This is a genomic window from Mucilaginibacter sp. (assembly GCF_965201005.1).
Lineage (GTDB): Bacteria > Bacteroidota > Bacteroidia > Sphingobacteriales > Sphingobacteriaceae > Mucilaginibacter_A.
The window spans coordinates 3,386,083-3,405,930 of record NZ_OZ241747.1 but is presented as its reverse complement, the minus strand read 5'-3'; the positions used below and the strand labels follow the sequence as shown (position 1 = coordinate 3,405,930).

The 19,848-nt window shown below is 43.1% G+C and carries 17 protein-coding genes and 1 tRNA gene; 8 read left to right on the top strand and 10 right to left on the bottom strand.

What is annotated here, in order from left to right:
- Positions 1 to 18: 18 nt before the first annotated feature.
- Positions 19 to 399, bottom strand: coding sequence for an START-like domain-containing protein (locus tag ACOFKR_RS15505; protein ID WP_419801706.1), 381 nt, complete (start codon positions 397 to 399; stop codon positions 19 to 21).
- Between the two features lie 98 nt (positions 400 to 497).
- On the opposite strand from ACOFKR_RS15505, the gene ACOFKR_RS15500 reads away from it, so the two are divergent.
- From ACOFKR_RS15500 to ACOFKR_RS15480, 5 genes are all read left to right on the top strand, one after another.
- A tRNA-Met gene (locus tag ACOFKR_RS15500) sits at positions 498 to 571 on the top strand.
- A 496-nt stretch (positions 572 to 1,067) separates the two neighbouring features.
- Positions 1,068 to 1,835 (top strand): SDR family NAD(P)-dependent oxidoreductase, encoded by a 768-nt coding sequence (locus ACOFKR_RS15495; RefSeq protein ID WP_419801705.1) that lies wholly within the window; start codon positions 1,068 to 1,070, stop codon positions 1,833 to 1,835.
- A 27-nt stretch (positions 1,836 to 1,862) separates the two neighbouring features.
- Positions 1,863 to 2,693 (top strand): 5-dehydro-4-deoxy-D-glucuronate isomerase, encoded by an 831-nt coding sequence (gene kduI, locus ACOFKR_RS15490; RefSeq protein WP_419801704.1) that lies wholly within the window; start codon positions 1,863 to 1,865, stop codon positions 2,691 to 2,693.
- 33 nt (positions 2,694 to 2,726) lie between these two features.
- Positions 2,727 to 2,849: a hypothetical protein gene (locus tag ACOFKR_RS15485; protein ID WP_419801703.1), complete on the top strand. Its 123-nt coding sequence runs from the start codon at positions 2,727 to 2,729 to the stop codon at positions 2,847 to 2,849.
- Positions 2,850 to 2,905: 56 nt separating this feature from the next.
- On the top strand, positions 2,906 to 3,676 hold the full coding sequence (locus ACOFKR_RS15480; RefSeq protein WP_419801702.1) for a DUF4350 domain-containing protein: 771 nt from the start codon (positions 2,906 to 2,908) through the stop codon (positions 3,674 to 3,676).
- A 233-nt stretch (positions 3,677 to 3,909) separates the two neighbouring features.
- Here the strand turns inward: ACOFKR_RS15480 and ACOFKR_RS15475 are convergent, their stop codons facing one another.
- From ACOFKR_RS15475 to ACOFKR_RS15440, 8 genes are all read right to left on the bottom strand, one after another.
- Complete coding sequence (locus tag ACOFKR_RS15475; protein WP_419801701.1) at positions 3,910 to 5,241, bottom strand: TldD/PmbA family protein; 1,332 nt, start codon at positions 5,239 to 5,241, stop codon at positions 3,910 to 3,912.
- 196 nt (positions 5,242 to 5,437) lie between these two features.
- A complete protein-coding gene (locus tag ACOFKR_RS15470; protein WP_419801700.1) occupies positions 5,438 to 7,075 on the bottom strand; it encodes a TldD/PmbA family protein in 1,638 nt (545 codons plus the stop codon).
- Between the two features lie 76 nt (positions 7,076 to 7,151).
- A complete protein-coding gene (locus ACOFKR_RS15465; protein WP_419801699.1) occupies positions 7,152 to 8,939 on the bottom strand; it encodes a hypothetical protein in 1,788 nt (595 codons plus the stop codon).
- Positions 8,936 to 11,089 (bottom strand): hypothetical protein, encoded by a 2,154-nt coding sequence (locus ACOFKR_RS15460; protein ID WP_419801698.1) that lies wholly within the window; start codon positions 11,087 to 11,089, stop codon positions 8,936 to 8,938. Before ACOFKR_RS15460 ends, ACOFKR_RS15465 begins: the two co-directional genes overlap by 4 nt.
- Positions 11,082 to 12,614, bottom strand: a complete 1,533-nt coding sequence (locus ACOFKR_RS15455) for a BatA domain-containing protein (RefSeq protein WP_419801697.1) — start codon at positions 12,612 to 12,614, stop codon at positions 11,082 to 11,084. Before ACOFKR_RS15455 ends, ACOFKR_RS15460 begins: the two co-directional genes overlap by 8 nt.
- A gap of 102 nt (positions 12,615 to 12,716) precedes the next feature.
- Positions 12,717 to 13,601 carry a DUF58 domain-containing protein gene (locus ACOFKR_RS15450; protein ID WP_419801696.1) on the bottom strand — a complete coding sequence of 295 codons (885 nt, stop codon included), beginning with the start codon at positions 13,599 to 13,601 and terminating at the stop codon, positions 12,717 to 12,719.
- 9 nt (positions 13,602 to 13,610) lie between these two features.
- Complete coding sequence (locus ACOFKR_RS15445; RefSeq protein WP_419801695.1) at positions 13,611 to 13,835, bottom strand: hypothetical protein; 225 nt, start codon at positions 13,833 to 13,835, stop codon at positions 13,611 to 13,613.
- Between the two features lie 53 nt (positions 13,836 to 13,888).
- Positions 13,889 to 14,887, bottom strand: coding sequence for an AAA family ATPase (locus ACOFKR_RS15440; RefSeq protein WP_419801694.1), 999 nt, complete (start codon positions 14,885 to 14,887; stop codon positions 13,889 to 13,891).
- 158 nt (positions 14,888 to 15,045) lie between these two features.
- Here ACOFKR_RS15440 and ACOFKR_RS15435 point away from each other — a divergent pair, with 158 nt between their 5' ends.
- From ACOFKR_RS15435 to ispG, 3 genes are all read left to right on the top strand, one after another.
- The gene (locus tag ACOFKR_RS15435; protein ID WP_419801693.1) at positions 15,046 to 15,669 is read left to right on the top strand and encodes a DUF4159 domain-containing protein; all 624 of its coding nucleotides are present in this window, start codon (positions 15,046 to 15,048) and stop codon (positions 15,667 to 15,669) included.
- A gap of 129 nt (positions 15,670 to 15,798) precedes the next feature.
- Complete coding sequence (locus ACOFKR_RS15430; RefSeq protein WP_419801692.1) at positions 15,799 to 17,001, top strand: GAF domain-containing sensor histidine kinase; 1,203 nt, start codon at positions 15,799 to 15,801, stop codon at positions 16,999 to 17,001.
- Positions 17,002 to 17,154: 153 nt separating this feature from the next.
- On the top strand, positions 17,155 to 19,266 hold the full coding sequence (gene ispG / locus ACOFKR_RS15425; protein ID WP_419801691.1) for a (E)-4-hydroxy-3-methylbut-2-enyl-diphosphate synthase: 2,112 nt from the start codon (positions 17,155 to 17,157) through the stop codon (positions 19,264 to 19,266).
- On the opposite strand, the gene ACOFKR_RS15420 is transcribed toward ispG, so the two are convergent.
- Positions 19,263 to 19,838: an energy transducer TonB gene (locus tag ACOFKR_RS15420; RefSeq protein ID WP_419801690.1), complete on the bottom strand. Its 576-nt coding sequence runs from the start codon at positions 19,836 to 19,838 to the stop codon at positions 19,263 to 19,265. The genes ispG and ACOFKR_RS15420 overlap by 4 nt on opposite strands.
- Positions 19,839 to 19,848: the final 10 nt, after the last annotated feature.

Below are 19,848 nucleotides of genomic sequence, written 5' to 3'. Positions count from 1 at the left end.
GTTTTGTTGATGCTGTTTTCAGGCACCTAAAACGCCGATAAGGTAAGCAATCTGGTTGTTCCAGATCAAAGTGCGCTCATTGATGTTTTCTTCTGTAGCAAAATCGGTGATGCCTAAAGCAACGTCGTTAGTCAACTCATCCTGAATGATTTCCATCTCGAAATAAACCTGTGGGTCATCATCCGTCCAGCGGAAACGCACAAATTTATTTTCTTTCATGGCCAGCAGTTTGGCGTTTTGCGTTTCGCCGTCCCAGGAAAAAGTATAAACCTGATCTTTAAACGTTACATCATCTGCAAACCATTGTGCCAGGCCATTTGGCTCGCTTAAAAAGCTGTACAATATTTTGGGGGAGGACTTGATTTCGTACTCAATTTTAAATTTCTTCTTATCACTCATATGTTCTTATACGAAAGTTTTTAGGTAGAAAATGTAAATTTTAACAAATTTTCTTATTAAAACTAATTTCTGGTATATTTGCAGCCTCTTAAAAACGAGGCGGGGTAGCTCAGATGGTTAGAGCGTAGGATTCATAACCCTAAGGTCGGCAGTTCGATCCTGCTCCCCGCTACTACGGCGGCAAATCAATTTTTTATTGGTTTGCCCTTAGTTTCAAACCAAGCACTTCCAATAATTTATATTTTTCTTTTTAAAAAGCAGTTTTGATTGTCTGATAATTTATCTCCTCAAAAAAGCTGATTTAATTTTCATCGACGGCAGTTGCATGCTTCTTTTGCCGCCTGAAATCTGCTGAAGCAGGATTTGTTTTTTTATAAAGATGCGATACAAACCACCAAATTTATAGTGCTAAAAGAAGTATTGGTGTTTTTTTGTTGCAGAATTAGTTTAACGCTAAATATCTCATCAACAAGCTTTTGCAAAATTTAATGTGTTATTTGTGTTGCCTTTATGGTGATATATTTAAAATTGGTTAAAAAGAGTTTATGCCCGTCAGGAACCCTTCATTTTTTGTCATCTATTGTTGATACTGAGTTCGTAACTTGCATTGATATGTTTTTATAACAATACATCAGCTATATTCAACCCCAAAACCAATATTATACCTAATGGAAAATAACTTATTTGACCTGACCGGGAAAGTTGTTTTGGCAACCGGCTGTAACCGCGGTATCGGCAAAGCAATGGCCGTTGCCATGGCCGAAGCCGGTGCAGATGTAATTGGAGTTTCGGCTTCGTTGGAACTGGAAGGGAGTGAAACAGAAAAAGAAATCACCGCTTTGGGCAGGAAGTTTAAAGCGTACCAGGCCGATTTTTCTGATCGTAGGAAACTGTACGGGTTTTTAGAAAAACTTTTCACTAAAAATCCCAAAATCGACATCCTGATCAACAACGCCGGCATGATCTTGCGTAAACCTGCTGCCGAACATCCGGATGAAATGTGGGACAAAGTAATGGCCGTAAACCTGGATACGCCTTTTATCTTGGCCAGGGAGATTGGAAAAAGAATGCTGGAACAAGGTTCGGGCAAAATCATTTTTACCTGTTCTTTGCTTACTTTTCAGGGCGGTATCAACGTTCCCGGTTATGCGGCCAGCAAAGCGGCTCTGGGCAGTTTGATCAAAGCTTTGTCCAACGAATGGGCATCAAAAGGCATCAACGTAAATGGGATTGCGCCCGGGTATATCGCCACCGATAATACGGAAGCTTTGCGGAATGACCCGGACCGGAGCAATGCCATTTTATCACGCATCCCGGCAAACCGCTGGGGAGAAGCAGAAGATTTTAAAGGCCCGGCCGTGTTTCTTGCTTCTGCTGCTGCAGATTATGTTCACGGAACAATTTTAACTGTGGATGGCGGATGGATGGGCCGCTAAAATTATACCGATAAAAGAAGTATCAAAATGGAAATAAGATTTCAAAACAGCCCGAAAGAGACTAGCGAAATGGACACGGAGGAATTGCGTTCAAATTTTCTCGCACAAAACCTGATGGTTGATGATGAAGTAAAATTGGTTTACTCGCATTACGACCGGATGATCATTGGCGGGGCAAAACCGGTAACGAAAACAATTAAACTGGAAAACCATCCGGAACTAAGGGCAGAATATTTCCTGGAAAGACGCGAAATAGGCATCATCAATGTTGGCGGCGCCGGACAGGTTGAGGCCGACGGCGTAACTTTCGATTTGGAAAAACTGACTTGCGTTTACCTCGGAAAAGGTACCAAAAATGTTGTTTTCAAGAGCAACGACCCGGCTGATCCTGCTTTGTTTTACCTGCTTTCTGCATCGGTACATCAAACTTATCCTTCAAAAAAAATGACTAAGGACGAAGCTTCACCCGGAACAATGGGCGCACAGGAAACTGCAAACCACAGAACAATTTATCGGTATATTCATTTGGACGGCCTGAAAAGCTGCCAATTGGTGATGGGCCTGACCATTTTAAGCCCCGGAAGCGTTTGGAACACCATGCCGGCGCACACGCACACACGCCGTACAGAGGCTTATTTTTATTTTGACATGCCCGAAGAGCACCGCGTAATCCATTTTATGGGCGAGCCGCAGGAAACGCGACATCTTGTCGTGGCCAATAACCAAGCCATAATTTCCCCGCCATGGTCAATACATTCTGGCTGTGGCACAGCATGTTATGGGTTTATCTGGGGGATGGCCGGCGAAAACTTAGTTTACAGCGATATGGATCCCGTTGCTATCGGCGATTTGCGGTAAGGTTTTTATCAGCAACAATCAGATGCTTCTTTTATGCCTGTAAATTTAGGGTTTTCGGTTTTGGCCATTGAAAAAAATTACCAGATTTTAGGTGATAAAAGAAGCATGACAAATCAATTTAATCATTTTTTAAAAGCTTATCAAACAGCGATTTGAATCTGCATGAAAACATTTTTCAACAAAAACACAAGCGTATCTTTAAATTCATCAGCATGAACAAACTGTTTTTAACATTGGCTTTTGTGGCTGCTTTTGTTGCCCGGGCAAAGGCTCAGGAAAAAGTAGTAACACTCGATTCTTACTTTAATAACGAGCACCGCAAAACGGCAGACGGTGCGGTACAATCTTTTCACTACAAATGGGAAGAAAAAGACAATAATGGTTTTTCCATATTCGGGGAGATTTTTAAAAACAACGGTGCCCGGCTGCAAACGCTTTATGAAGAACCAACGCTGAATAAGCTCAAAAAAACGACTGTTTACATTATTGTTGATCCCGACACAAAAAAAGAAAGTCCGGACCCAAAATATATTAGTCAGGCTGATGCAAACGTGATTGCCCAATGGGTAAAAGCAGGCGGAACATTGCTGCTTTTTGCCAATGACAGTGCCAATGTTGAACTGCCGAATTTTAACAAACTTGCAGAAAAGTTTGGGATGCACTTTAACAATCAGATGATCAACCATGTAACTGATGATCAGCATTTTGCAGATGGTGCCGTTATACCCGTAAATAATCCGGTTTTTAAAACAGCCGCAAAAATTTTTATGAAAGATGCCTGCTCCATCACTGTTAAAAAACCAGCCGAAGCTTTACTTTATTCGGGTAGTGCCGTGATCATTGCGGAAGCAAACTTTGGTAAAGGAAAAGTGGTGGCCGTAGGAGACCCATGGTTGTACAATGAATACGTGAATGGCCGTTTGCCAGCAGGTTTCGATAATGATAAAGCTGCGGCGGATTTGGTAAAATGGCTGATGAAATAAAATACTTCTTTTATCGGTGTTTTTTAGGGTATATTTCCTTAAAAACGGTAAACACGCAGAAAAATCAGCATAACTGAACAAGCAAAGTTTTTTGGGTTGATGCGTCCTTTTTGCGTAAAGCAGTTGTTAAAAACATTTTAAAAATGAAAGTAGTTTTTGGTTTTCACAAATGCTATAAATAAAGAAGCACGATCGTCCTGACCGTGCTTCTTTTATGACATATTTTTGAGGATTTATACCGCGTCCGACAGCGAACTGAAGGTAAAATCCCGAATTTTCATCGGCGGGATCAGATAGCTGCGGTAAGATTCTACACTGATGCTGCGCTCCGGTTTGCCCAAAGCTTCTACGTTGTTCAGCATAATAACCGGACTTTCATTGAATCGGAAATTTTTTACCGGGTACATGATTTTTCCGTTTTCAATATAAAACGTACCATCACGGGTCAGGCCGGTCAAAAGCAGTGTTTGCTGATCTACCATCCGGATGTACCAAAGCCTCGAAACCAAAATACCGCGCTCCGTACTTTTAATCAGATCTTCAATAGATGCCGTGCCGCCTTCCATAATGATATTGCTTGGGCCAGGCAACGGTTTTACGCCTTTTTTCTCAGCCCAATAGCGCGAATAACTCAGGTTTTTAACCACACCTTTATCAATCCAGGTGGTTTTTTCCAGCTTTTCGCCATCCCGGTTCCAGGTATTTCCGGGCAATTCGGTATTGTAAGGGTCAGAGTAAATGGTCACTTTTTCGTCCATCAACTTCTCGCCCAAACGTGTACCGCCACCCGGTTTGCTTAAAAAACTGCGGCCTTCATCTGCCTGACGCGCATCAAACCGAAACATATTTTCCAGCATATAGGTTGCGGCAACTGGTTCCAGAATTACCGTATATTTTCCGGGTTCGATGGCTTTGGCACCCAAAGAACGATTGGCTTTGGTTGCTGCAATTTTGGTAGCGGATAAGGTGTCCAGCTTGCTGATGTCGTTAAAACCGCGGGCTGCATAACCCGAAGCCGTACCTGCTGCATTGCGCGTAGTTACCGAAAATATTACGTCGGTATCTTTATCATAGCCAAATAAGCCTTTAGAGTTCATAAAGGCATTAAAACCGGTTGTGTTTTCGAGGAAACCTGCCGCCTGCAAACTGGCATCTTTACAAACCTGAATGCTTTTGGCCACTAAATCGGCACGTGTGTCCGGTGTCATGGCTGCGGTTTCAGGTACATAACCAATACCGTCAGGGAAATCCTGCGGACCGGCCAGGGGCATGTGTTCCGGGTTTTCCGGGGCGAGGCGGGCCAGTTCTTCAGATCGTTTTACAACCGTTTGCAGCGATTGGTCATCAAACTGATCTATAGTAGAAGTTGCCGATTTTTTGCCAAATGTTGAAGTTACCGCCAGCCCAAGCGAGCTGATATCGCCAGCGGTAGAAACGCCGTTGCGGGCATAACGGATGTTGCCGCCTTCCCGACCGGCTAAACCAACCTCACATTCATCCGCCTTAGAAAAACCAAGTACTTTTTTGAGTATCGTTTGGGCTTCTTCTTTAGTTAATATCGCCATGTTTTTTATTTTGATTTCACAGATTTTTATATGATTTCACAGATTTTTTAGAATTATTTCTAAGATTGAAAATGATTCCACAGATTTTATATTGTAAAACAGCATCCTGTTAATTCTTAAATTCTATTAATTCTGGTTAAATTTTATAGTGTAAAAGAAGCGTTCTGCCTTATTCTCAAATTCTGATCAATCCTGGTTAAATTTTCCGTGCCGTGTTGATCACATTTACACCATTAAATTTTGTTGTTGCCGAGCCATGCGAAACCGCGTTGGATTGCGAAGGCTGCCCTTTTCCATCATTAAAAGCACCGCCCAAACGGTAATCGCTTGCATCGGCAATTGCCGAGCAGGAGTTCCAGAATTCGCGCGTGTTGGCCTGGTAGGCCACATCGTTCAGCATACCTGCAATTTTCCCGTTTTTGATCTCGTAAAAAGTTTGTCCGCCAAACTGGAAATTATAACGTTGCTGATCGATAGAAAAAGAGCCATCACCAATGATATAAATGCCTTTTTCGGTGTTTTTGATCATGTCGTCCACACTCAGTTTTGTTTTTCCGGGTTCAAGGGAAACATTGGCCATGCGCTGAAACTGCACATCGTCCCAGCTTTGCGCATAGCAGCAGCCCTGCGATTCTTTTAAGCCGATGATATGCGCCTGATCGCGGATGGCCTGGTAATTCACCAAAATCCCATCGCTGATCAAATCCCACTTTTTACATTTTACGCCTTCATCATCATACCCAACTGCACCCAGCGAACCGGGCTGTGTTTTATCGGCAACCACATTTACCAGTTTGCTGCCAAACTGAAATTTTTTGGATTCCCATTTATCTAACGTTAAAAAACTGGTTCCGGCATAGTTGGCTTCGTAACCCAAAACACGGTCAAGCTCTGTTGGGTGTCCAACAGATTCATGGATGGTGAGCCACAAATGCGAAGGGTCCAAAATCAGATCATATTTGCCCGGCTCTACTGTTTTTGCCTTGATTTTCTGGTTCACGTCGTTTGCCGCCGCTTTTACATCTTCCAGCATATCGTAACGGTCTTTATAACGCGTAACAATGCCGGCAACTTTATCCTGCGGGCGCGCGTTCAGATATTCATAACCCATCCCAACCGGAGAACTTAACGATTTCCGGGTTTGAAATTTGCCCGAAGCCTGATCGATTTTTGTGACCGTAAAGCTTGGGAAAAGGCGGTGGATATCCTGATCGATGTAAGAACCATCCGTAGAGGCAAAATATTTCTGCTCGTTCACCGCAAAGCACGTGGAATTGATAAAATTGGCACCGCCCGCTTTTGCTGCCGCGTTTACCGATAATAGAAGATCGGTTTTATCTTTGATCGGCACCTCAAAAGCGTTTATCTCGATCGGTGTTTTCCAGCTCACTTCGCCATAACCTTTCTGCGGGGCAAGCTGCACGGGTTCGGCCTGGATTTTTGCATTCGCTTTGGCTACGGCCACGGCACGTTCGGCAGTTTTTGCCACGTCTTCCTTCGTCATGTTGTTGGAAGCCGCAAAACCCCAGCAGCCGTTCGCAATTACGCGGATACCAACGCCTTGCGATTCGGTATTGGCAATGTTTTGCACCCTGTTTTCGCGCGTGATCACGGCCTGGTTCAGATATCGGCCAATGCGCACATCGGCATAACTGGCACCTTTGGCACGCGCAGCATTCAGCGCAACATCCGCCAGCTGCTTTTTCTGCCGCACGTCCATGCCGTCATACAAAGCGGCCATCGGATCAATCGGCCGGGCAAAAGCAGGCATTTGGGGCAGCATTGCCGCACCAAGCCCTAAGCCCGATAAGTACAAAAAATCACTTCTTTTCAATGGTTGTCCTCCAAATTAAATGGTGTTTATAAAAGCCCCAAGCTAATGTTTTTCAGTTAAACTAAAAGGAAATTATTTATAAAAATTTTGTTTCAAACCATAAAAACGCGCAGGAGAGCAGAAATAAAAAGTAAAACAGGCCGACTGGCATAAAAATCAGTTCAGCTTTTTGCTGTATTCGGTTTTTGGTTTGATCAAAAGCAAACTGCCGGGCGTAATTACGGGTTAAATTGATCTTTTGGGTTGATTTTAACGTTTTCCAATCCTGATTATCAAAAATATACATGCCGGTTGCAGGATATTCAGAGTTTTGAATGTTGGTCCAGCCAGATTTTAGCGGCCAAAAAAACCCTTCCCTGATAAACGGGACGACCGGATTTTGCTGAAGGGCAACAACTGTACCGTTGATTTTTATCGCTGATGTATTTGCCGTATTTTCCAGCCTGACAGTGGCCATGCTGTTTTTATCGGCATAAATTTGGGCTGAAACATTTTCTTTCAGGTTGATTTTCCGGGAAGCTTTAGAAATCAGCAGCGACCAAAAAGCCGCGTATTCCTTCTTCTTGCCGGAAAGTTGCCAGCTAAAAGTATTGTTTAAAGTTGATAAAATTATTTTGCCCGAACCAAACAATTTACTGTCAGCCAGCAAATGATTGCTTTGATCTTTCACCAAAACCTGCGAATTGGCCTGGTTTTTAATGAAAAAAGGATGATTGGTTTGAATAGTTAAGCGCAAATCATGGCCATCGTTTAGTTTTAAATTCAACGTTTTCTGCGGATCATTGGAAGGATAAACCGCAAAATTTTGCCTGATAAAAGAAGCATTGCCACTATCTGCCCGGAAAATCAAACCCAAACCTTTCCGGTCCGTTTGTGCTAAAATTGCCGCCGTTTCTGCTTTGCCCAAATTGCCAAACGCGCTGGCATCACAAATCAGCACATCAAAATTTTGGAGCAGCGCAGGCGTGATTTTATCCAGCGGCAGCTTGCCCATATTGCCAAAATCTGTGGTGGTTTTGTTTTTGCTGATGGTGCTTCGCGCAGCAACGGCATAAGCATTTTCGGCCAGCCAGTTTTTCAAAAACCGGCTTTCAAAATCCGGCGAAGCGGCAAGCAGCAACACTTTCAGCTTTTTTACCGGCTCAATGATAAATGGCAACGGTTCGTTTTCCAGCGTATCTTTTCCGGCTAAAGCCAGCAGCCTGAAAACGGCGTTACCGCTTTGCTTCGGTACAGCGTTCAGCGAAAAATCAATGCTTCTTTTAGCACCTATTTTTACAGAATCCAAACCGGTGCCCGATCCTTTTAAAACCAGTTTGATTTCCTGATTATTTTGGTTGAGGAAACGGCCTTGTGCCCGAAAACTTTCGCCTGTATTTGTCCGGTGCGTCCAATTGATTTTTTGAATTCCGGAAGGCAGTTCAGGGGCGATAAACCGGACCGGAAGCTGATCCAGTTTTTGTAATTCTGCTTCCTCCAAACCATTTCCCAAAATATGCAGCGAAGTGTTTTGAGGGAGATTTTTTCGCCACAGACCCAAATCGGCAATAAACCGGATTTTGGGTGAACGCAGGTTCTGGAAAACCGCTTCATCAGCGGTATAAACCAACGTTTTCTGCCCAAAAAAACGCAAACTATCCTTGCTAAACCCATCCGTCAGCAACAAGATTTCATGTTGATTGCCAATGCTTTTTTTACCATAATAAAACGGCGGAACGGCCAGGCAGACCAAACTCGCCACTGCCAGAAACGAAGCCAGCAAACGCCAAACCAAACGCTGTTTCTGCGTACGTTTGATCTCCTTAAAAACCAGGAAAACCAGCAGTAAAAAAGAAGCCGAAAGCACCACTATGTTCCACATCATTTTGATCGGTTTGTGTGGGTCAGGTTTTGAAAATAAGCGTCAGACAAACCCAAATCAGGCGTGTTTTCTGCCCGCTGCGGCAATTTGGCAACCGCCGGAAGCATCTTCCAAACCGCTTTTTCTACCGTTGAAATATCTTGTCTGTCAATGTTTTTTGGTTGATTGACCTGCGCTAAAATCTTCCTGAAAGAAGCAACCGCAGGCAAATAAACCGAAGGCTGCGCAGCCGCTTTTTCACTGATTTTTAAATTACTTTGCCGCAAAACCTGCAACGATGCCTCGCCCAAACCAGCACCGTTTTTCAATTGGTTCAGCAGGTTGGCCGTTTGCCGCAGCGATAAATCCGGATCGTTTTGTTTCTTAAAATCCTGCTGTGTAATTGGTGCAATAATTTTTGTCAGATCGCCGGTCAGCCGTTTTTCGGCTGGTTTCAGCGGTGCCGTTTTAGCACTCGTTTTGGCCACATACGCACGGGATTTTTGCTGCAGATCTTTCAGCAAACGCAATGCTTTGTAGGCAAAAGACAATGCTTCCCGCGGTTTGTATGTGCGCAAACGCAGCTCGGCACTCCACATTTCGTTCAGCGTGGCCTTAAGTTGATTTTTGGTTTCCGGCTCCAAAAAACTGGCATCTTCGGCATTGTCGTGCTTATCGGTATAAGCATCAAAAATTTTGTTGGCATTGCTAAAATCTGCCGGATTGTCCAACGTGTTTGCGTCTTCCGGATCACCGCCGGACTCATTTTCTTCACCCAAAAACTTGCCGTAACGCAGGCGTAAAAGTTTCTGGTCAAAACCCAAATCCTGACTTCTTTTCTTAAAATTTTCAGCCTTGATCGTGTCTTTTTCACGCAGCAGTTGTTCGGTTTCGATAATAATTTGCCGCTCGCTTCTAAACAATTCCGGCTTTATGTCCAGGCTGTTCACCATGCCGTCAAGCTGCATCAGTTTGGCCGTATCCGCAATAGAAATGATGTAAACTTCCGAACGCGTTTCCTGGTTTCGGTTGTCCGTCGCCTTTATATAAAAATACAATTCATCGCCGGGCTGCATCCCTAAAGCTTTCAAATCCAGCTGTTTGTATAACTGATATTGTGTCTGACGACCGGAAAACGAAGCATCAAAACGCAATTTCTGCTCTTTAAATTTCACGGCCTCGCCACTTCCGCTGGCAATTGTGGCGTTGATGTAGGCTTCCCGGATGCCGTAATCATCGCTCAATGCTGTTTTTAGCATGGTTTTTTGCGGTTCGCCAAAATCAATTACAGTGCTTGGTTTTGGTGATAAAATACGGATCACCGGCGGCAAATCTTTGATCACTTCCACCTGGTACAATTCTGAAAGTTTACCATCCAGATCAACCTGATAAAAACCGGGTTTGCTGATCATTTTAGCCGTTTTCCATTCCGTATAATCCTGATTTACTGCGCTTAATGATAATTTTTCACGATCATTAAAAATCAAAGTCAGACTTTTTACCGCTTTGTTTGTGCTGATTTCCCAATTTACGATTGCGCCGTCTTCCGCATCAATCGAGAATTTTTTTTGTTCACGCGTGCTTTTGCCGGTATAACCTGGCGGACTGATTTTCAGGCTGAAATGATCGATTTCCGGCAAAATAACTTCCGGTTTTACGGCCGGTTTTCCATTGGGACTAAATACTTCTTTTATCGGGTTAAATTTGGTTTGTATCGGTTTCAGGTTACTTTTCCATAACAAAAAAACAAAAGCCAAAGCTGCGGCCAACATCAAAACCGCAAGCTGTAATTTTTTATAAAAAGGTTTAAGCTGAGGAAGTTGCGGCAAAATATTTTCTACTTTCTGTTTTTGCAACTGCTCTAAAAGATTTAGCGAGTTTGTTGGTTTTAAGCTGAGTTCTGCACTTTCCTCCAGCTCCGGGAAACGCTGGTTGAAAAAACGTGCAACTTCCAAAACAGTGATTTTCCAGGATTGGTCCGTTGCAAAAACAATCGCCGCAAAAACCAGGATCATTGGCAAAACCCACCAAAAAGAAAGCGAAAAAAGCAGATGAAATATAGTCGATAAAAACAGTACCGCCGCCAAAACCAGCAAAACCAGCGACAAAATATTGATCCTTTTCCACTTTTTTTGCCAGTTTACAATTACTGGTTTTTCGTTTTCCTCAACCATAAATTTCCTGTTTTTTAGTCTGGGCTGATAAAATCCGTTCCAATAAAAAAATCAGGAACAAAGCGGACCAGAAACCATGTTTTAAATCCGCAATTTCCGAAGTTTTAGGGTTCTTAAAAGTGGTTTCAGCTTGGTTTTTTGCGGAAGATTGGATTTGATTTTCGGCCAAAATACGTTTATCGTACTTAGAAAAATCAGGCTGCGGATAGCTTTTCAAAATCAAATCCAGTATCATTTTCGGGAAGTTGCTGCTCCAGGCCAAATCATTCCAGGCTGGGTCAAAACGACTGTAAAAATGATAAATATTGCTGTTTTGGGTTGATTGCAAGCTTAAAACTGGCTGGCCAAAACCATCCTGCCAAATCGTTTCTGCGTTTGTAATGCTGTTTTTACCGGGTAAAAAATGCTGGTATAAATTGATTTGTTCCGCTTCGTTCCCGGCAAAATCCTGATTGGCATTGATCCAGGAATTGATGTTTTGCAATTGGCCGGTTTCGTACTGAAAAAAACTTCCGCCTGAAACTATTTTTGAAAATTTTTGCGGGATTTTTTGATCGGACAACCAGAAAACCCAGTTTTGATCAGCTCGGATTTGGTTGAAGTTATCTGTAAAAACAAGCTTCATTTTTCGGCCGCTAAATTTTTTAACAGCTTGCAACGCGGCTTCCAAATATTTTGCATCCGCGGCATATTGATTTTGGTAAACCGTGATTTTTAAGGTCGAAGTATCTACGGCAACTGCTTTTTGCGGATTGTTTTGGAGCGAAACAAACGGTTTTCCTTCTTCAAAAAAAACCTTGAAACGAGGGTTTCCACGATCGCCGGACTGCAAATTTTTGGTGCTAAAAACAGTACCGCCGGGTTTGCTGCCGCCCAAAATCACGCGGATACTGTCCGAAGAAGTCAAAAACGCGCTCTGGACCCAGGCAGAAACAGAATCTGCCGGTGTATAAGTTTGCCAGTCAAGGTTCAGATTCAATGCAGACCGTTTTCCGGGATAATGTTGTAACTGATTGGAAGTGAACAAATAAACATTATTTTTTTGCGGGATTTTTTGTTCGAGCAATTTCAGCAACGCCCGGTAATCGGCTTCATTTTGCTGGTGGACAGTATCTTTCAAAACTTCCGCCAATTTTACCGCCCTAAAAGAAGTATCGAACAAATGCAGTTCGTAACTGGCCTTCAGCAACGAATCAATTTTGGGTTTAAAATGCTGATATGCTTCTTTTACCGGTGTTTTTTCAAGCAAAACCCAGCCTTTTGTTTGCGTAATTTTTGCCGGTTTGGGCCAGATAGGGCCGCTCAGCAAAAACGCCAGCAAAAGCAATAATAAACACCGCAAAAGCAGCAGCGGCCAATTGGTGATGCGGAAACTACGCGAACTTTGCCGCGCACTTTTGCCCAGCAGTGCAATACTGCCGATCTTGAGCGTTTTTCCGGTTTTAACGTGCCACAAGTGAACCATGACCGGAACGAGGATTCCGGCAATTGCCCATAGCCATAAAGGGTTTGTTAGTTGCAGCATTTTTAGGTGTGAGGTATGGGGTTTGAGGTATGGGCAACCTGTGTTTCGTGCCTTTTATTGTTAAACTTTTTATCTACCTGATGCCTCATACCTCTTACCTCCTCAAAACCCTTTCGTCCGCTGGTTCAAAAAATCGCGCAAAGCCAAATCCAGAGGTTGGTCCATGCTGATCAGGCGGTAAAAAATATTCCGGTTTAAAAGCTGGGTTTTGATATAAGTCAAACGTTCATTTAATGTCTGTTTATAAGTTTTTTGGGCTTGTACAGCATTGATTTGGATGGTTTGCCCGGTTTCCAAATCTTCCAAAGTTGTATATCCGGCAAAATCGAGTTCTAGTTCGTTTTTTCCGATCAAATGGAACACAATGATCTCATGTTTTAAGGTTGATAATTTATCCAGCAAAGCCATGATTTCACCGTTTTCCTCATAAAAATCCGTAACAAAAACGAGCAGTTCCCGCTTTCCGTTTCCGGCAAAAAGTTCTTTATAATTGACGGGTTCTGTAAATTTCCCTGCGGGATTTAAGTTCTCCAGCTGATAAAACAAACGGTTTAAATGCTGCGTGTTTTGCCTCGGCACCAAAGAAAACAAACCGCCGTTTTGCAGCACGTACAAACCGGTTGCATCTGCCTGTAAATTAGCCAAGTAAGCCAGCGAAGCAGTTAAATAAGCGGCATAAGTGCTCTTTTTATAGCCATTATCTTCGTGGTTCATTGACGCACTGGCGTCAACCAGGAAACGCACCGAAATATTAGTTTCCACCTCGCTTTCGCGGATATAATAGCGATCGGAGCGCGCAAACATTTTCCAGTCCAATGAGCGCAAATCATCGCCCGGCTGGTAGCTTCGGTACTGGCTAAATTCCATTCCCGGACCTTTGATGGTACTTTTGTTTATGCCGTTCATAAAACCATCAACCACCATTTTGGCAGCCAGTTGCAGGCTTTTGATAGACATAACAATTTTCGGATCGAGGAGGCGGGACATTTAAGATTCTTATTTAAGGTATTTTTTCATCATCTCCTCGTGCGTTATTCCCTCACCTCTCTCACCTTGTTTGATTGATTCTTCAACCTCGTTTTTTATTTCATCTGGCAAATCATCCCAAAAATCGTGTTCCAAATGAATCTGTAAGATCGCCTGTAACATACGAAGTGTTTTTTCATCAGCCTGATCTAAAGTTTGTATGATGCTTTGTTTCAATTGTTCTGCTTCAAACATGATTCTTAATATTCTTGTATAGATATAATTTTATACCGATAAAAACAGCATTGTCAAGCCAGCACTTTCGGCCGTTCAATTGCTTTAATCAATTCTGTGGTAACCCTGTCCGAACTTACATTTTCGGCTTCGGCTTTAAAATTCATCAAAATACGGTGGCGCAAAACCGGGTAAGCCATATTATGAAGGTCTTCCATCAGCACGGAATAACGACCTTTGAACAACGCACGCGCTTTGGCCGTTAAAATTAACGCCTGCCCGGCACGCGGGCCAGCTCCCCAGCGAACCCATTCTTTGATGTAAGGAACAGTTGTGGTATCCGGCCGCGTGGCGCGGATCAAATCGCTAACGTAGTGCACCAGGTCGTCGTTAATGCTAACATCGCGCACCAAACCTTGCAGTTGCCTGATCTCTTCCCCGCCCAAAATCGGGTTTACCTGTACTTTTCTGCTGCCGGTCGTGCTGTTCAAAACGTTAAATTCCTCCTGTGCGGTTGGGTAGCCGATTTTGACGTATAATAAAAAACGGTCCAGCTGTGCTTCGGGCAGGGGGTACGTTCCGGCCTGCTCAATCGGGTTTTGGGTGGCCAAAATAAAAAACGGACGGTCTAAAGGATAAGTTTGTCCGCCGTAAGTAACTTCAAATTCCTGCATGGCTTCCAGTAGCGCGGCCTGCGTTTTGGGCGGCGTACGGTTAATTTCATCGGCCAAAACAATATTGGCGAAAAGCGGCCCTTTGTTAAATTTAAAAAAGCGTTTGCCGGTAACGTGGTCTTCCTCCAAAATCTCGGTGCCAACAATATCTGTCGGCATTAAATCCGGTGTAAACTGAATGCGCCGAAAAGATAAATCCAACGCTTGCGATAACGTTCTTACCATCAACGTTTTGGCCAATCCGGGCACGCCTTCCAGCAGGCAATGGCCGCCGGCCAGCAAAGCCACCAAAATCTCATCTAAAACCTGATCCTGGCCGATAATAACTTTTTGGATTTCGTTTTTAAGCGATAAAAGCTTGCCGAGTAAATTTTTAAGGTCGATTTCTGTAGTTTCCAAAGCGTTTTATAATTACGAAAATAAAATCCCGGTTTGTTCTTCGAGAAAAATAGAAATAAAATCCTTCAATTTAAAAAACTATTACAGCGTAGCAGAAACTTTACAAGATTTATATCGATAAAAACAGTATTGCATAAAATTTGCAATAATTTAGAACGATGAATGCCGCAAAATTTACGTTTACGCGTTTGAGATATACTTCCGGGGATTGGGATACCGATCAAAGGATGCCTTCCAATATCCTCAATTCGCTGATCGAATACACTACAATCCCTATCAATCCGCAGGAAAAAATCATCGATTTAAGCAGCCCGGAAATTTTTCAATCGCCGTTTTGTTACCTCAGCGGCCATAAATTAGTGCAATTCAACGCTGCCGAAAGGGCTAATTTTAAGCAATATGTGCAAAATGGCGGTTTTATTTTTGCGGATGATTGCAACCATGATATAGACGGGCTTTTTGCCCGTTCTTTTGAAGCACAGATGTCGGCCTTGTTTGGCCCGCACGCTTTAAAAAAAATCCCGCCAAACCATCCCATTTATTCGTCGTTTTTCAATTTTGAAAAAGGTCCGCCAAATACTGCTTTTGAACTGAACGGCTGGGGCGATGACCTGATCCATGATTACCTGAAAGCCATCGAAATTAACGGCCGGATTGCGGTTTTATACAGCAATAAAGACTATGGCTGCGAATGGGATTATGATTTCCGCAACAAACGTTTCCTGGCAGAAGACAACACTAAATTTGGGGTAAATATTGTGTTGTACGCGATGGGAAGTTAGCCGTACTTTCCGCCAACTAAAAAAAGATCACACTTTTTGGGCTGCCTGTTGTAGTTAGAGTGTTGTTTTATTACAACTTGTAGCCTTTTCTGATACTTTATTTACAAGGTTTCACTAAAAAATGTGATTATGAAGAAGCCTTCTCTGCCGAAAAACGAAACCGAACGATTAAATGCCCTGAATTCGTATGCAATCTTGGATACTTCATACGAAAAAAGTTTTGATGAAATTACCGAGCTGGCCTCTCAAATTTGCGGAACCCCGATTGCTTTGATCAGCTTAGTTGATGATAAACGCCAATGGTTCAAGTCTAATTACGGACTGAAAATCAGGGAAACAGATAAAGATTATGCGTTTTGCGCTCATGCGATTTTAAATCCGCTGGAGGTTATGGTTGTGCCGGATGCCATGCAGGACGAACGGTTTAAAAACAACCCGCTTGCTACGGGCAACCCGCATGTGATTTTTTATGTTGGCGTGCCGCTGGTCAACAACGAAGGTTATCCTTTAGGTACTTTATGTGTGATCGACCATCAGCCTAAAAACATTTCTGATGAAAAAATTTCTGCCCTAAAAGTATTGGCCAAACAAGTGATAAACCAGCTGGAGCTGCGCAAAAAAACCGCTGAATTAGACCGAAGTGTTACTGAACTACAGGAATCGCATCAATACTTAGAACGTTTTGCTTTAATTGCCTCGCACGATATTAAAACCCCACTCACAAGCATTATGTTATCGGCCCAAATGTTTAAAGTAAAATACAGCGGGCTGATGGACGATAAAGCAAACTACTTTTTAGATACGATTAATCATTCTTCTAAAAAACTGCTCGGGTTTTTGAACAACATGCTGGATTATTCTAAAGCTAATACCGTTTTAACAAAAAGAAAAGACCGGATTTATGTAAATGATTTGCTGTTGCATATCTTAAAATTACTGTGTATCCCGGAAAATATACACGTTGAAATACCTAAGCAGGCCGTTTATGTTAAAACTTCTTTGATTGCCTTAGAGCAGATTTTTATCAACCTGCTGCATTATGCCGCAAAAAACACCGATAAAAACAGCATCAATATCCGGATTGATTTTGAGGAAGATCAGCAGTTTTATCACTTTAAAATATTTGACAACGGCAGAGGTATAGGGCCCGAAGTGCTGAAGAACATTTTTAAACCGCTGGATTTTACAAAAGCTGAAACCAGCCCCGAAGATAATAAGGCAAAAATCGGCTTATCAACCGTAAAAAACCTGATAGAAAGTTTAGGCGGAGAACTAAAACTAAACTCTGTTTTAAATGAAGGCACAACTTGTGAGTTTACGATCCTGAAATAAAACCGGTTTATTGTTTTTGGTTATTTTGAAGAAAATAATTAAAAACTGTGGATATTTTTCTCCGGTTTCTCCTTTTGGCTGATGCTTCTTTTACCACCTAAAAATTCGTGATCCTGGCAGAATGCTTACTTTTGTGTTATTTTATTTTGAAGCATGAACGCCGAAACGATCAAAGCCTTACCGGGCCGTTATTGTAACTCATTAACCGAATATTCACGCTGGCTAACGCGCGAAGTTGAGATTGGTGATGTGCCGATGGGCGGAAAAAACCCGATCCGTATCCAGAGCATGACCACCACCGATACGATGGATACTGCCGGAACCGTTGCGCAAACGATAAGAATGGTTGATGCCGGTTGCGAATACGTGCGCATTACGGCGCCAAGCGTAAAAGAAGCACAAAACCTGGCCGAGATCAAAAAGCAATTGCGTGTAAAAGGTTACAACGTTCCGTTGGTGGCGGATATTCACTTTACCCCAAATGCAGCAGAAGTTGCGGCTCGGATTGTAGAGAAAGTACGCGTCAACCCGGGGAATTATGCCGATAAAAAACGTTTTGACGAGTTGGTTTACTCCGAACAGGAATATCAAAACGAATTGGAGCGCATCTTTAAAAAGTTTACGCCTTTGGTCAATATCTGCAAAGAATATGGCACGGCAATGCGGATCGGCACCAATCACGGTTCATTGTCAGATCGCATAATGAGCCAATATGGCGATACGCCGCGCGGCATGGTAGAATCTGCGATGGAATTTATCCGCATGTGTGAAAGCCTGAACTATTATAACCTGGTGATCTCCATGAAATCCAGCAACCCACAAGTAATGGTGCAAGCGTACCGTATGCTGGTAGAAACGATGGTGGCCGAAAACATGAATTATCCGCTGCATCTGGGCGTTACCGAAGCCGGGGACGGCGAAGATGGCCGCATAAAATCTGCCGTTGGTATTGGTACTTTGCTGGAAGACGGTTTGGGCGATACCGTGCGCGTTTCCCTCACCGAAGAACCGGAATGCGAGGCACCGGTTGCGATTGCGCTGGTGGAGAGATATGTGGAGCGAAGAAGGAAGAGCGAAGAAATAGGAGCGAAGACAGAAGAGCGAAATAGCAATCTTAAACCTGCTTATCCGCTCTCTGCACTTCAATCTCCGCTCTTTTCTCACTCTCCTTATGAATATAAAAAACGCGAAACTTACGAAGCAAACGCTTTTATCGGCGGCGCGATGGTGCCGCGTGTGGTGCTGGATTTATCGGCCAAAAATTTAAAAGACCCGGCAATTATGGCTGATGCTGGTTACCTTTATTCGCCGCTGCTGGATAAATATAACATGGCCGATCAGTCGGTTGACTTTGTTTATCTGGCTGACAATCTGCCTTCTTTTGCTTTTCCGGGAAACCTCAAACAGCTTTACAATTATAAAACTTGGAGTTTTTTGACCGATAAAAAGAACTGCCATCCGGTTTTTGGTTTGGAGGAATATATTGCTTCCGCAGAAAAAGATGGAGCGTTAAATTTGGTCAAAATCAAAAACAAAGATTTGCAAACCGAAGCTTTTAAACAATTGAATATTGATGAAACTTTGGTTTTCGTACTGGAAACCAACGAAATAAATGGCATGGCCGATCAGCGCGAATGCTTCTTTTACCTGGTAAAAAATGGGATCAAGGTGCCGGTGATTGTGAAGAGGAGTTACATTTTTGAAGGAGTGGGGAGCGAAGAAAAAGGAGCGGAAAGTCTTGCTGTAATTCAAAGCGCGTCTGTCATATCTTCTATCTCCGCTCCTCGCTCAACTGACCCGACAACCCTTCTCCAGCTCTACTCCGCCACAGATTTTGGTGCTTTGCTGGTTGATGGTTTTGGAGACGGGATTTGGATTGATGCGCCGGAAATACCTGCTAAAACAAACACTTCCACTGCTTTTGGGATTTTGCAGGCCGCGCGGTCGCGGATTTCTAAAACCGAATATATTTCGTGCCCAAGTTGTGGCCGAACTTTGTTTGATTTGCAAGTTACCACGCAAATGATCCGCAGCCGGACATCTCATCTCAAAGGTTTAAAAATCGGGATTATGGGTTGCATTGTAAACGGCCCCGGCGAAATGGCCGATGCTGATTATGGTTATGTTGGCGCCGGTCCGGATAAAATCACGCTTTACCGCGGCAAAGAAGTAGTGAAGAAAAACGTTCCTTCGGCTTTGGCTTTGGATGAACTGATCGGGATTATTAAAGTTGACGGAAATTGGGTGGAGCCGGAGGTGGGTTAGAAATTTATTGGCATCGTATAAGCTTTTCTTTGTGGTTGACCGTTATAAACTCCGGGTAACCATTTCGGGCTAGCTTTTATAACTCTTATAACTTCCTCATTAATTTCTTCACCCAATCCTTTTAAAACCTGGATGTTGCTTAATGAACCATCTTTTTCGATTACAAAAACAGTAATTACTCTTCCTGTTATACCGCTTATTTGTCGAAGGTTTTGATGCAGATATTTTTGAAAGGCAACCTCACCACCCGGAAACTGTGGAATAACTTCTGGCCCTCCAAAACTTGTTGGGTTTGTAGCTTGCTTTGATACTGAATCCTTTTGTATAACCTTTTGTGCCGATGCTTCTTTTACCCCTATAAAAACGGCAACAAACATGGCAGCCGCCGAAAGCCAGCGTTTCCAAACAGGTTTTGGAAGTGCAGGAACGAGTTGTGTATTATGAAACCTGCCGCAAACTTGCGTTGTACTGCTCATTAAATAAGCAGCGATTTCATCATTAGTTTTATCGGTAAAATCAACCACTTTTTTCTGACAATCGTTGCAAAAACGGCCGCTTTCAACTGGTTGCATATCTTCCCAG

Coding starts and splice junctions, on each gene's coding strand:
- ACOFKR_RS15505 (WP_419801706.1), bottom strand. CDS start 399: ATGAGTGATAAGAAGAAATTTAAAATTGAGTACGAAATCAAGTCCTCC.
- ACOFKR_RS15495 (WP_419801705.1), top strand. CDS start 1,068: ATGGAAAATAACTTATTTGACCTGACCGGGAAAGTTGTTTTGGCAACC.
- kduI (WP_419801704.1), top strand. CDS start 1,863: ATGGAAATAAGATTTCAAAACAGCCCGAAAGAGACTAGCGAAATGGAC.
- ACOFKR_RS15485 (WP_419801703.1), top strand. CDS start 2,727: ATGCCTGTAAATTTAGGGTTTTCGGTTTTGGCCATTGAAAAAAATTAC.
- ACOFKR_RS15480 (WP_419801702.1), top strand. CDS start 2,906: ATGAACAAACTGTTTTTAACATTGGCTTTTGTGGCTGCTTTTGTTGCC.
- ACOFKR_RS15475 (WP_419801701.1), bottom strand. CDS start 5,241: ATGGCGATATTAACTAAAGAAGAAGCCCAAACGATACTCAAAAAAGTA.
- ACOFKR_RS15465 (WP_419801699.1), bottom strand. CDS start 8,939: ATGATGTGGAACATAGTGGTGCTTTCGGCTTCTTTTTTACTGCTGGTT.
- ACOFKR_RS15460 (WP_419801698.1), bottom strand. CDS start 11,089: ATGGTTGAGGAAAACGAAAAACCAGTAATTGTAAACTGGCAAAAAAAG.
- ACOFKR_RS15455 (WP_419801697.1), bottom strand. CDS start 12,614: ATGCTGCAACTAACAAACCCTTTATGGCTATGGGCAATTGCCGGAATC.
- ACOFKR_RS15450 (WP_419801696.1), bottom strand. CDS start 13,601: ATGTCCCGCCTCCTCGATCCGAAAATTGTTATGTCTATCAAAAGCCTG.
- ACOFKR_RS15445 (WP_419801695.1), bottom strand. CDS start 13,835: ATGTTTGAAGCAGAACAATTGAAACAAAGCATCATACAAACTTTAGAT.
- ACOFKR_RS15435 (WP_419801693.1), top strand. CDS start 15,046: ATGAATGCCGCAAAATTTACGTTTACGCGTTTGAGATATACTTCCGGG.
- ACOFKR_RS15430 (WP_419801692.1), top strand. CDS start 15,799: ATGAAGAAGCCTTCTCTGCCGAAAAACGAAACCGAACGATTAAATGCC.
- ispG (WP_419801691.1), top strand. CDS start 17,155: ATGAACGCCGAAACGATCAAAGCCTTACCGGGCCGTTATTGTAACTCA.
- ACOFKR_RS15420 (WP_419801690.1), bottom strand. CDS start 19,838: ATGCAACCAGTTGAAAGCGGCCGTTTTTGCAACGATTGTCAGAAAAAA.